We start from the raw sequence: 9,869 nt of genomic DNA on the forward strand, positions 1-9,869 counted from the left end.
CTCCCCGTGACCGACGTCCCCCCGAGCCGCCGCGACGCCCGCGCCGCCGAGCAGGCGCAGCCGACTCCGCCCGACCCGACTCCGGAGCAGCAGCCCGCGCCGACTGAGGCGCACGATCCGCTGGGCCGCCTCTTCACCGGGCCCGACGTGCCCGAGCCCCGCGGCCGCGACGACGCGGCCGCGTTCGACCCGGACGCGCGCCCGAAGCGGCGCCGCGCGGCTCCCGCGACGGGCGGCGCGAAGAAGCGCCGCAGCCGCCGCGGGCTCATCGGCGGGTTTCTGGCCTTCGGCGTCTTCGCCGCGCTCGTCGCCATCGCCGTGACGATCTTCCTCGAGCCCGTGCGCGGCCTGTTCGCCGAGCCCGAGCCGACCGACTTCACCGGCACCGGCTCGAGCGAGGTGCTGTTCACGATCCACCAGGGCGACGGCGGCAGCGACATCGCCAACAACCTCGTCTCGGACGGGGTCATCAAGTCGTACGACCCCTTCTACGACCTGCTCCTCGCTCAGAGCCCGGAGCCCGTCTTCCAGCCCGGCGCGTACTCGCTCAAGGCCGAGATGAGCGCCAAGGCCGCACTGTCGGCGCTGCTCGACTCCGAGTCGACGCGCCTCGCGAACACCTTCGTCATCCCCGAGGGGACGGCGCTCAAGGAGGCGCTGCCTCTCATCGCGGACGGCACCGGGGTCGCGCTGACGGACCTCGAGGCGGCCGCCGCCGACTGGGGCTCGTTCGGGCTCCCGGCCGGGGCGACGAGCCTCGAGGGGTTCCTGTTCCCCGCGACGTACGACATCGACCCGTCGACGCCGGCGCACGACATCCTGAAGACGCTGGTCGACCGGATGTACCAGTCGCTCGACCAGGCCGGTGTCCCGGTGGACGACCGCTACCGCGTCGTGGTGTTCGCGTCCCTCGTGCAGCGCGAGGCCCGCGTCGCCGAGGACTTCCCGAGGGTCGCGCGCGTGTTCCAGAACCGCCTCGACCAGGGGTGGCGCCTGCAGTCGGACGCGACCGTGGCGTACGGCACCGGCGCGACCGACCGCGTCTCGACCACGGACGCCGAGCGGAACGACGCCGGCAACGTCTACAACACCTACCAGCGCGACGGCCTGCCGCCCGCGCCGATCTCGAACCCGGGCGACGTGGCGATCGACGCGGTCATGCACCCCGCGGACGGCACCTGGATGTACTTCGTCACGGTGAACCTCGAGACGGGCGAGACGGTCTACTCCACCACCGACGCCGAGCACAACGCGGCCGTCGACCAGTGGCAGGCCTGGATGCGGGACCACCCGGAGTACCAGTGACGGCCGCCGGGTACCGCCTCGCGGTCCTCGGCGCGCCGATCGCGCACTCGAAGTCGCCCGCGCTGCACGCGGCCGCCTACCGGGTGCTCGGACTCGACTGGAGCTACCGCGCCGTCGAGACGACGGAGGCGACCCTCTCCGAGGTCGTGTCCGGTGAGCCCTGGCACGGACTGTCGCTGACCATGCCGCTCAAGCACGCGGTGCGCCCGCTGCTGGCGGAGGAGGACGCGGTCGCCCGGGTCACCGGCGCGGTCAACACGGTGCTGGTCGACCGCTCCGGCCCGGCACCCCGCCTTCGCGGGTTCAACACCGACGTCGCGGGCATCGTGCGCGCCCTCGCCGAGGCGGGCATCGTCTCGGCGGAGCGCGTCCAGGTGCTCGGCGGGGGAGCGACCGCCGCCTCCGCCCTGGCCGCCGCCGCCGAGCTCGGCGCGGCGCGGGTCGACCTCGTCCTGCGGACGGCGTCGAGGGCCGTCGAGCTCGCTCCGGTCGCAGAGTCGCTCGGCGTCCCGCTCTCGGTCCGCTCCTTCGCCGACTGGTCCACCGGAGCGCCACTGGTGATCTCGACGCTCCCCGGCGGGGCGGCGGACGGCCTCGACGTGCCCGACGCGGCGGTCGCGGGCTCGACCCTGTTCGACGTGGCGTACTCCCCGTGGCCGAGCGCGCTCGCCCGGCGCTGGGAGCAGGGCGGCTCCCCGGTCGTCTCCGGGCTCGGGATGCTGCTCCACCAGGCACTCGTGCAGGTGCGGATCTTCGTCGGCGGCGACCCGGTCCTGCCTCTCGATCGCGAGGACGAGGTGCTCGCGGCGATGCGCCGAGCCGTCTCGGCGGGTCCGGCGCACTGACCTCGTGTGCCAGAATCGGAGGATGCTCCGTTGGCTCACGGCCGGGGAATCCCACGGTCCCGAACTCGTCGCCGTCCTCGAAGGACTGCCGGCGGGCGTCCCCGTCTCCCTCGACGACATCCGCGCCGATCTGGCGCGCCGGAAGCTCGGCTACGGCCGCGGAGCCCGGATGAACTTCGAGCAGGACGAGCTGACGATCTCCTCCGGCGTCCGGCACGGAGCGACGATGGGCAGCCCCATCGCCCTGCGCATCGGCAACACGGAGTGGCCGCGCTGGGTCGACGTCATGTCGGCGGAGCCCCGCGACCCCGAGAGCCTGCCCAAGGGCCGCGGCGCCGCGCTCACACGGCCCCGCCCGGGCCACGCCGACCTCGTCGGGATGCAGAAGTACGGCTTCCCCGAGTCCCGCAACGTGCTCGAGCGCGCCTCCGCCCGCGAGACCGCGGCCCGCGTCGCCCTCGGTGCCGTCGCCCGCCGCTTCCTCGGCGAGCTCGGCGTCTCGCTCGTCAGCCACACCCTCGCCATCGGGCCGGTCCGCGTGCCCGAGGGCTCGCCGCTGCCCGGCCCGGCCGACGTCGCCGCCCTGGACGCGGATCCGCTGCGCTGCCACGACGCCGCGACCAGCGCCCTCATGGTCGCCGAGGTGGACCGCGCCCACGACGACGGCGACACCCTCGGCGGCGTGGTCGAGGTCCTCGCGTACGATCTCCCGCCCGGACTCGGCTCCTACGTGCACTGGGACCGTCGTCTCGACTCCCAGCTCGCGGCGGCCCTGATGGGGATCCAGGCGATCAAGGGCGTCGAGGTCGGCGACGGCTTCCTCACCACCACCCGCCGCGGCTCGGAGGCGCACGACGAGCTCTTCCAGTCCGACGCCGGCATCTCCCGGTCCAGCGACCGGGCCGGCGGCACCGAGGGCGGGATGAGCACGGGGACCGTGTTGCGGGTCCGCGCCGGCATGAAGCCGATCGCGACCGTGCCGCACGCGCTGCGCACCGTCGACGTCGCCACCGGCGAGGCGGCCGGCGCTCACCACCAGCGCTCCGACGTCTGCGCGGTGCCGGCGTCCGGTGTTGTCGCGGAGGCGATGGTCGCCCTGGTGCTCGCGAACGCCGTGCTCGAGAAGTTCGGCGGCGACAGCGTCACCGAGACCCGCCGCAACCTGCAGGGCTACCTCGCCGCCATCCCCGACGAGCTCCGCACGGCCGCCGCGAGCGACCCGGCTCTCGGGCTCGCCTGATGGCCGCGTCCTCGGCGGCCCGCTGATGGCGGGTCACGATACCGGCGCGGCCCGCGCCCGCCTCGTCCTGATCGGCCCGATGGGGGCCGGCAAGACGACGATCGGCAAGCGGGTCGCGAAGGCGCTGAGCGCCGGCTTCGTCGACTCCGACGCGGAGTTCGTGCGCATCCACGGCCCGATCGCCCCCTACTTCGACGCCCACGGCGAGCCGGCCTTCCGCCGCGAGGAGCGCCGTGTCGTCGAGCGCGCCGTCCGCCGCGACGTGGTGCTGAGCCTCGGCGGGGGAGCGGTGCTCGATCCCGCGACGCGCGCCGACCTCGCGGACGTCCCCGTCGTGCTCCTCACCACCACGGCCGAGGCCGTCCGCGACCGGCTCGGCTCCGGCTCCCGCCCGCTGGTGCGCGGCGGGGTCGGCGACTGGGTCCGCATCTTCGACGAGCGGCGCCCGGTCTACGAGTCCCTCGCGGACACCGTGGTCGACACCTCCCGGCGGCCGATCACCCTGATCGCCGCCGAGATCGCGGAGTGGGTGCGCGCGCAGCGCCCCTCCGCCACCCCTGCACCATCGGACCCGGCGGCCACGAGCCGCCCGAGCGGAAGACAGTCATGAACGACGGCACCACCGCCATCCCCGTCGCCGGAGAGAACGGCTACGACATCCACGTCGGGCGCGGACTCCTCGACGGCCTCGCCGACGCGATCGGCCCCCGGGCCGCGAAGGTGCTCATCGTGCACCCGCCGACCCTCGCGGTCCTCGCCGCCGAGATCCGCGAGAGCCTGCTCGAGCGCTACGAGGTGCTGCTCGCCGAGGTCCCGGACGCCGAGGCCGCGAAGCGCGTGGAGGTGGCGGCCTTCTGCTGGCAGGTGATGGGGCAGTCGGACTTCACCCGCACGGATGTGGTCGTCGGCTTCGGCGGCGGCGCGATCACCGACCTGGCCGGCTTCGTCGCCGCCACCTGGCTCCGCGGGGTCGACCTGGTGCAGGTGCCGACCACCGTGCTCGGGATGGTCGACGCGGCCGTCGGGGGGAAGACCGGCATCAACACGGCCGAGGGCAAGAACCTCGTCGGCGCCTTCCACGCGCCGCGGGCGGTCGTCGCCGACCTCGACGTGCTGACCAGCCTCCCGCGCAACGAGATCCTGGCCGGCTTCGGCGAGATCGTGAAGTACGGGATGATCGCCGAGCCGCGCATCCTCGACATCATCGAGTCCGACATCGACCTGGCCACGGACCCGACGTCGGAGGAGTTCCGCAGCCTGGTCGAACTGTCGATCGGGATCAAGGCGCGGGTCGTCGGCGAGGACTTCACCGAGAAGGGCCTGCGCGAGATCCTGAACTACGGGCACACCCTCGGGCACGCGGTCGAGCACGCCGAGCGCTACCAGTGGCGCCACGGCGCGGCCGTCTCCGTCGGGATGATGTTCGCGGCCGAGCTCTCGCGCCTGACCGGATCGCTCAGCGACGCGGTCGTGGACCGCCAGCGCCGGGTCCTCGAGTCGCTGACCCTGCCGACGAGCTACCCGCTCGGACGGTGGGAGACGCTCCTCGCCGCGATGCAGCGCGACAAGAAGACCCGTGCGGGCATGCTCCGCTTCGTGGTCCTCGACGACATCGCCCGCCCGAGCATCCTGCAGGGGCCGGAGACGTCGCTGCTGTTCGCGGCGTACCAGGAGATCGGATCGTAGGTCCGACTCGGCTGAGCCCGGGCGGCGCCGTTGGGGCGATTCGCATGCGGCGTCCAGACTCCTCTGCCGACGGGGCCGCGTCGACTACACTCGACGGGTCAGCCGGACCGGCCGATATCGCCGCGCCCGCGTACCGGGCTCGCTGGCGCAGACTTCCACCGAAACGGATCCCCCTTCGCATGGCCTCTACCACCGACATCAAGAACGGCACCGTCCTCAGCATCGACGGCCAGCTCTGGAACGTCATCGACTTCCAGCACGTCAAGCCGGGCAAGGGCGGCGCCTTCGTCCGCACCAAGATGAAGAACGTCCTCACGGGCAAGGTCGTCGACAAGACCTTCAACGCGGGCGCCAAGATCGACACGGCCAACGTCGACCGCCGCGACTTCCAGTACCTCTACCGCGACGGCGCGGACTTCGTGTTCATGGACACCAGCGACTACGACCAGATCACCGTCCCCGAGGCGGTCGTCGGCGACGCGGCGAACTTCATGCTCGAGAACCAGAACGTGACCCTCGCCCTGCACGACGGCGACCCGCTCTACATCGACCTCCCCGCCTCGGTCGTCCTCGAGATCACGTACACGGAGCCGGGCCTCCAGGGCGACCGCTCGACCGGCGGCACCAAGCCCGCGACGGTCGAGACCGGCTACCAGATCCAGGTCCCGCTCTTCCTCGAGCAGGGCACGAAGGTCAAGGTCGACACCCGCACGGGCGACTACCTCGGCCGCGTCAGCTGAGCCGGGCCTCCCGTGAGTGCTCGCACGAAGGCGCGCAAGCGCGCCCTCGACATCCTCTACAACGCCGACGTCCGGCAGATCAGCTTCGCCCAGTCGCTGCGCGCCGAGGCCGAGCGAGCGGCGAGCGAGCCGGCCCGTGAGGCCTCGTGGCTCTACGCCCGCGAGATCGTCGACGGGGTCATCGACCACGCTGACGAGATCGACGAGCTGATCGCCCGGCTCGCCCAGGGCTGGACACTCTCGCGCATGCCGCTGGTCGACCGCGCGATCCTCCGGATCGGGGTGTGGGAGATCCTGCACAACGACGCGGTGCCCGACGGCGTCGCCATCTCGGAGGCCGTCGAGGCCGCCACGTCGCTGTCGACCGACGACTCGGCGGGCTTCATCAACGGGCTCCTCGCCTCCGTCGCGGAGTCCCGCACGACGGCCTGACCCGCCCCGGAGACCTGCTCGGCCCGCCGGATCCCCGTGATCGGGCGGGCCGAGGTCGTTCCCGGGCTGCCCGTCCGGCGGGCCGCGCGACGGCCCCTATACTCGACACGGCTTTTCCTTTAACAGCCGTCCTGTGAGGCGGGGAAGGAGGTCGGTGTGACGGCACGAATCGTGCTCAACGGCGCTGACATCACGCGAGCGCTCACGCGCATCGCCCACGAGATCCTCGAGTCGAACCGCGGCCCCGAGTCGCTGGTCGTCCTCGGCATCCCGACGCGCGGCGTCGCCCTCGCGAGGCGCATCGCCGAGACGATCGCGCGGATCGAGCCGGACGGTCCCCCCGTCTTCGCCGGCTCCCTCGACGTGACGATGTACCGCGACGACCTCTCCCGGCACCCGGTCCGCACCCCCGCGCGCACCGCCGTCCCCGCGAGCATCGACGGCCGGACCGTGGTCCTCGTCGACGACGTCCTCTTCTCGGGCCGCACCATCCGCGCCGCCCTGGACGCCCTCAGCGACATCGGCCGTCCGCGAGCCGTGCGGCTGGCCGCGCTGGTCGATCGCGGACACCGCGAGCTCCCGATCCGGGCGGACTTCGTCGGCAAGAACCTGCCGAGCAGCCTGAGCGAGCGGATCAACGTCCGGCTCGTCGAGACGGACGGTGAGGACCTGGTCGCGATCGAGTCGCAGGCCACCGGCGAGGAGACGGCTCCGTGAAGCACCTGCTCTCGACCCGGGACCTCGACCGCGCGAGCGCGATCGCACTCCTCGACATCGCCGAGGACTTGGCGGACGTGCAGAACCGCGAGGTCAAGAAGCTGCCGACCCTGCGCGGGAAGACCGTGGTCAATCTCTTCTTCGAGGACTCCACCCGCACGCGGATCTCGTTCGAGGCGGCGGCGAAGCGGCTCTCGGCCGACGTCATCAACTTCAGCGCGAAGGGCTCCAGCGTCTCCAAGGGCGAGAGCCTGAAGGACACCGCGCAGACGCTCGCCGCGATGGGCGCCGACGGCGTGGTCATCCGCCACAGCGCCTCCGGAGCCCCCGCGGTTCTGGCGGCGAGCGGCTGGATCGACGCGTCGATCCTCAACGCCGGTGACGGGACCCACGAGCACCCGACCCAGGCGCTCCTGGACGCGTTCACCATCCGCCGGCGCCTGCACGGCGCCTCCGCGTCCCGCGGCAAGAGCCTCGACGGCGTCGCGGTCACGATCGTGGGCGACGTCCTGCACTCGCGGGTGGCGCGCTCGAACGTCTGGCTGCTGACGGCGCTGGGCGCCGAGGTGACCCTGGTCGCACCGCCGACCCTCGTGCCGGTCGACACGCGCGACTGGCCCGCGACCATCCGCTTCGATCTGGACGAGGCGATCGACACCGGGCTCCCCGACGTCGTGATGCTCCTGCGCATCCAGCTCGAGCGGATGTCGAGCGGGTTCTTCCCCAACGGCCGGGAGTACGCGCGGATCTGGGGCCTCGACGACGAGCGGCTCGCCCGGCTGGGTCCCGATACCATCGTCATGCACCCCGGACCCATGAACAGGGGCGTCGAGATCTCCTCGGCGGCCGCCGATTCGAGCCGCTCCACGGTGCTCGAACAGGTCACGAACGGAGTGTCCGTCCGGATGGCCGCGCTCTACCTGCTGCTGTCCGGCGAACGGGAGGTCCACTGATGAGCACTGCCCAGCCGCTTCAGAGCACGGCGCCGGAGCGGATCCTGATCTCGGGAGCGACGCTCGCCGACGAGTCGACCGCCGACCTGCTGATCGATGGGGGCGTGATCGTCGAGATCGGCGCCGACCTCGACTCGCGCGGGGCCCGCGTGATCGACGCCGACGGCCTGCTGGCGCTGCCCGGCCTGGTCGACCTGCACACGCACCTGCGCGAGCCGGGGTTCGAGCAGAGCGAGACGATCCTCACCGGCACGCGAGCTGCGGCCGCCGGAGGCTTCACCGCCGTCTTCGCGATGGCGAACACCTCGCCGGTGCAGGACACCGCGGGCGTGGTCGAGCAGGTGCAGAGCCTGGGCGAGGACGCCGGCTACGCGACGGTCCGCCCGATCGGCGCGGTGACCGTGGGTCTGGCGGGGGAGTCGCTCGCCGAGCTCGGCGCGATGGCCCGCAGCCGCGCGGCCGTGCGGGTCTTCTCGGACGACGGGAAGTGCGTCTCGGACGCGCTGCTGATGCGCCGCGCTCTCGAGTACGTCAAGGCGTTCGACGGAGTCGTCGCCCAGCACGCGCAGGAGCCGCGGCTCACCGTCGGCGCGCAGATGAACGAGGGCGCCGTCTCGAGCGCCCTCGGCCTGCAGGGCTGGCCCGGCGTGGCCGAGGAGGCGATCATCGCCCGCGACGTGCTCCTCGCCGAGCACGTGGGCTCCCGCCTGCACGTCTGCCACGTCTCGACCGCGGGCTCGGTCGACGTCATCCGCTGGGCGAAGGCCCGGGGGATCGACGTGACCGCCGAGGTCACCCCCCACCACCTGCTCCTCACCGAGCACGCCGTCGCCGGCCAGGACGGGCCGAGCTACGACGCCCGCTTCAAGGTGAACCCGCCGCTGCGCCGCGACGAGGACGTGCTCGCCCTCCGCGAGGCCCTCGCCGACGGCACCATCGACATCGTCGCCACCGACCACGCGCCGCACCCGGTCGAGGCGAAGGACTGCGAGTGGGACGCCGCGGCGTTCGGCATGGTCGGCCTCGAGAGCGCGCTGAGCGTGGTGCACGCCGCCGTCGTCGAGGACGGGCGGATGAGCTGGTCCGACGTCGCGCGCGTGCTCTCCTCCGCCCCCGCCCGCATCGGCCGGCTCGACGGCTACGACCGCGGCCTCGCCGTCGGGGCCGCCGCGAACGTCGTGCTCTACGACCCGGAGGCGCGACGCCGCTTCTCCGTCGAGGACCTGCGCGGCCGCAGCGGCAACTCCCCGTACCTCGGTCGCGAGCTGCCGGGCCGCGTCGTCGCCACCCTCCACCGGGGCTTCCCGACCGTGCTGGACGGCGAGCTCGTCGACGCGGCGGTCGTCGCCGCCTCCGCGAAGGCCTCCCGTGGATAGGGCCGCGATCACGATCGTCATCGCCGCGGTCGTCGTCCTCGTCTTCGTCGGCATGCTGCTCTCCTGGCGCGCGCGGCGCCGCCGCTCGGCCGCCCTCGCGCCGGAGCCCGTGCCCGCGTCCTCGCTGGGCGCCGAGGTCGAGCGCGTCGACCTCCCGTACGTGGCCACGACCCGCTTCGAGCAGCCGCTCGAGCGCGTCGTGCTGCCGGGGCTCGGCTTCCGCGGCAACGCTGTGCTGCGCCTCCACGAGCGCGGCGTCGTGATCGCCCCCGTCGGCGAGCGCGAGACGGTGATCCCGGCCTCCCTCCTGCGCGGAGCGGGCCAGGGCAGCTACGTGATCGACCGCGTCGTCGAGGAGGGCGGCCTGCTCGTGATCTCCTGGTCGCCCCGCGGCGACGAGACCGTCGACAGCTACCTCCGCGTGGCCGAGCCCGCCCTCCGGGCGCACCTGGTCGCCGAGCTGCAGCGCCTCGCCGGCCCCCGTTCCTCCCCCTATCCACGGGAGGCCTTCGCGGAGGCGGCGACGACCGCCGCGTCGACGAGCTCGCCGTCCAGCACGGTCGGGAAGCCCCGGT

General features: G+C 73.1%; 11 protein-coding genes. All 11 read left to right on the top strand.

Annotated elements, in window-relative coordinates:
- Window positions 1–6: 6 nt before the first annotated feature.
- Window positions 7–1,305 carry an endolytic transglycosylase MltG gene (mltG, locus tag C5C74_RS12990; protein ID WP_181134705.1) on the top strand — a complete coding sequence of 433 codons (1,299 nt, stop codon included), beginning with the start codon at window positions 7–9 and terminating at the stop codon, window positions 1,303–1,305.
- Window positions 1,302–2,150, top strand: coding sequence for a shikimate dehydrogenase (locus C5C74_RS12995; RefSeq protein ID WP_258064170.1), 849 nt, complete (start codon window positions 1,302–1,304; stop codon window positions 2,148–2,150). Before mltG ends, C5C74_RS12995 begins: the two co-directional genes overlap by 4 nt.
- Before the next feature lie 22 nt (window positions 2,151–2,172).
- On the top strand, window positions 2,173–3,390 hold the full coding sequence (aroC, locus tag C5C74_RS13000) for a chorismate synthase (protein ID WP_104224754.1): 1,218 nt from the start codon (window positions 2,173–2,175) through the stop codon (window positions 3,388–3,390).
- 25 nt (window positions 3,391–3,415) lie between these two features.
- The gene (locus C5C74_RS13005; protein ID WP_104224753.1) at window positions 3,416–4,000 is read left to right on the top strand and encodes a shikimate kinase; all 585 of its coding nucleotides are present in this window, start codon (window positions 3,416–3,418) and stop codon (window positions 3,998–4,000) included.
- A complete protein-coding gene (gene aroB, locus C5C74_RS13010; RefSeq protein ID WP_104224752.1) occupies window positions 3,997–5,076 on the top strand; it encodes a 3-dehydroquinate synthase in 1,080 nt (359 codons plus the stop codon). The genes C5C74_RS13005 and aroB overlap by 4 nt, the downstream gene beginning before the upstream one ends.
- 179 nt (window positions 5,077–5,255) lie before the next feature.
- A complete protein-coding gene (gene efp, locus C5C74_RS13015; protein WP_068210208.1) occupies window positions 5,256–5,816 on the top strand; it encodes an elongation factor P in 561 nt (186 codons plus the stop codon).
- A 12-nt stretch (window positions 5,817–5,828) separates the two neighbouring features.
- Complete coding sequence (gene nusB, locus C5C74_RS13020) at window positions 5,829–6,248, top strand: transcription antitermination factor NusB (protein ID WP_104351675.1); 420 nt, start codon at window positions 5,829–5,831, stop codon at window positions 6,246–6,248.
- A 156-nt stretch (window positions 6,249–6,404) separates the two neighbouring features.
- Complete coding sequence (gene pyrR, locus C5C74_RS13025; RefSeq protein ID WP_104224750.1) at window positions 6,405–6,965, top strand: bifunctional pyr operon transcriptional regulator/uracil phosphoribosyltransferase PyrR; 561 nt, start codon at window positions 6,405–6,407, stop codon at window positions 6,963–6,965.
- A complete protein-coding gene (locus tag C5C74_RS13030; RefSeq protein WP_104351676.1) occupies window positions 6,962–7,918 on the top strand; it encodes an aspartate carbamoyltransferase catalytic subunit in 957 nt (318 codons plus the stop codon). Before pyrR ends, C5C74_RS13030 begins: the two co-directional genes overlap by 4 nt.
- Window positions 7,918–9,294, top strand: a complete 1,377-nt coding sequence (locus C5C74_RS13035) for a dihydroorotase (protein ID WP_104351677.1) — start codon at window positions 7,918–7,920, stop codon at window positions 9,292–9,294. The genes C5C74_RS13030 and C5C74_RS13035 overlap by 1 nt, the downstream gene beginning before the upstream one ends.
- A partial coding sequence (locus tag C5C74_RS13040) for a hypothetical protein (protein WP_104351678.1) occupies window positions 9,287–9,869 on the top strand: 583 nt, incomplete at its 3' end. The genes C5C74_RS13035 and C5C74_RS13040, both read left to right, overlap by 8 nt.

The sequence above is a fragment of the Rathayibacter sp. AY1E8 genome (assembly GCF_002931415.1).
Classification (GTDB): Bacteria; Actinomycetota; Actinomycetes; order Actinomycetales; family Microbacteriaceae; genus Rathayibacter.

What these genes read in the sequence shown, in the direction of transcription:
- aroC (WP_104224754.1), top strand. Translation starts at nt 2,173, where the DNA reads ATGCTCCGTTGGCTCACGGCCGGGGAATCCCACGGTCCCGAACTCGTC.
- C5C74_RS13005 (WP_104224753.1), top strand. Translation starts at nt 3,416, where the DNA reads ATGGCGGGTCACGATACCGGCGCGGCCCGCGCCCGCCTCGTCCTGATC.
- aroB (WP_104224752.1), top strand. Translation starts at nt 3,997, where the DNA reads ATGAACGACGGCACCACCGCCATCCCCGTCGCCGGAGAGAACGGCTAC.
- efp (WP_068210208.1), top strand. Translation starts at nt 5,256, where the DNA reads ATGGCCTCTACCACCGACATCAAGAACGGCACCGTCCTCAGCATCGAC.
- C5C74_RS13035 (WP_104351677.1), top strand. Translation starts at nt 7,918, where the DNA reads ATGAGCACTGCCCAGCCGCTTCAGAGCACGGCGCCGGAGCGGATCCTG.